We start from the raw sequence: 2138 nt of genomic DNA on the forward strand, positions 1-2138 counted from the left end.
CCTGCGCCTGGTCCTGTTCGGAGAGCCAGCGCAGGAACGCGCCGAAGGGCGCGCGCTCGGCCGGTTCGGGGCGGCGCCCGGCGGTCAGGGCGGCGTAGCGCTCGCACACCTCGTCGAAGACCTGGGCCGCGCTCCACCCGTCCAGCAGGACGTGGTGGAAGGTCCACACCACCCGCACCCGGGCGGGCGAGAGCCGGACGAGCGACAGCCGCATCAGCGGCGCGGCGCCCAGGTCCAGGCCGGCCTCACGGTCCTCGGCGAGCAGCTGGGCGGTGTCCCGCTCGACCTGCTCGGCGGGCCGGTCCGTCCAGTCGTGGTGGGCCACCGGGACGGCGGCCCGCCGCTGGACGACCTGCACCGGCTCGGCGGTGTCCTGCCAGCTGAGCCGGGTGCGCAGCGCCGGGTTGGCGTCCACGGTGTGCTGCCAGGCCTCGGCGAGGGCGTGCGGGTCGGTGACGCCGGTCAGGACCAGCTGGACCTGGTTGACGTAGGTGTATCCGTCCGGGTCCAGCAGGCTGTGGAAGAGCATGCCCGCCTGCATCGGCGTCAGCGGGTACACGTCCTCGACGGCGCGGCCGTCGCCGACGATCCGGTCCACCGCCGCCTGGTCCAGGCGGGCGAGCGGGAAGTCGGCGGGGGTGCGGCCGCCGGCGCCGGGCTCGGCGCAGTGGGCGACGATCTCCTCCAGCGCGCGGAGCATGGCGTCCGCGAGCGCGCTGACGGTGTGTTCGCGGTGCAGCCCGGTGCTGTAGTACCAGCCGATCTCCAGTCTGCCGTCCTCGACGCGGGCGATCACGTCCAGCAGGTACGGGCGCTCGGTGCCGGGCGCCTCCGCGCCGCCGAGGCCGCCGGGGACGGCGCGGACCAGGGCGGCGCCGTCGTCCGACCAGTCGAACCGGCCCAGGTAGTTGAAGCTGATGCCGGGCTCCGGGGCGGCGGCGAACCGTTCGTCCCGGGCGAGGTGGCGCAGCGCGCCGTACCCGAGGCCGCGGTCGGGCACGGCCCTGAGCTGCTCCTTGACGGACTTCAGCGCGGTGCCCCAGTCGCCGTCGGAAACGTCCGGGACGTCGAGGGCGACCGGGAAGAGCGAGGTGAACCAGCCGACCGTGCGGGACAGGTCGAGGCCGTCGAACAGCCGGTCCTCGCGGCCGTGGCCCTCCAGGCCGATCGCGACGGTGCGCCGCCCGGTCCACTCGGCGAGCACCTGGCCCAGGGCGGTGAGCAGGACGTCGTCGATCCTGGTCCGGTAGACCCCGGGGACGGCGCGCAGCAGGGCGTCGGTGCGCTCGCGGTCCAGTCGGACGGTCACCGCGCGCAGGTCGGCGGCGGTGTTGCCGCCGTCGCCGTCCACCGGCAGGGGGGCCGCGCTGTGCCGGGTGACGGCCGCCCAGTGGGCGCGCTGGTCGGCGAAGCCGCCGGCCGCGGTGTGCACGCTCAGGCGGCGGGTCCACTCCCGCAGGGAGCTGGTGCGGGCGGGCAGGCGCAACGGGCGGCCCTCCACGGCCTGCCGGTAGGCGGTCTCCAGGTCCTCCAGCAGCACCCGCCAGGAGACGCCGTCGACCGCCAGGTGGTGGACGGTCAGCCGCAGCCGGGCGGGGTGGGACCTGACCAGTCTGGCGCTGAGCAGCGGGCCGGTGTCCAGCCGGAACTCCGTGCCGGAGGCATCGGCGCCCGGCTCGCAGACCTCCAGCAGGTCGGGGGCAGGGGCGTCGGCGGGGGCGCAGTGCTGGCGCCAGGTGCCGTCCGGCCCGGTGGTGAAGGTGGCGCGCAGGGCGTCGTGGTGGGTCCACAGGGCGGTCAGGGCGCGGCGCAGGGCCTGCGGGTCGACCTCGCCGGGTGTCTCCACCAGGACGGACTGGTCGAAGTGCCCGGCGTGCGGCGGGTTCGGGTCGAGGAACCAGTGCTGGACGGGCGTCAGGGCGACCTCGCCCTCGACCGGTTCGGTGCCCGCGATCGTGCTGGCGGTGCCGGCGTTGGCGGCCAGCGCGGCGACGGTGGGGTGCCGGAACAGGTCGCGGGGGGAGAGCGCGAGGCCGGCCGCCCGGGCGCGGGAGACGACCTGGATGCTCAGGATCGAGTCGCCGCCGAGCAGGAAGAAGTCGTCGTCGACGCCGACCTCGCCCACGCCGAGCAGCTCC

General features: G+C 75.9%; 1 protein-coding gene. It reads right to left on the minus strand.

All coding sequences use genetic code 11. The features are described 5' to 3' along the window. Nucleotides 1-2138: condensation domain-containing protein (locus J0670_RS36490; protein WP_243438029.1), on the minus strand; the 2138-nt coding region annotated here is incomplete at both ends.

This window comes from Streptomyces sp. FH025, assembly GCF_017427025.1.
Classification (GTDB): domain Bacteria; phylum Actinomycetota; class Actinomycetes; order Streptomycetales; family Streptomycetaceae; genus Kitasatospora.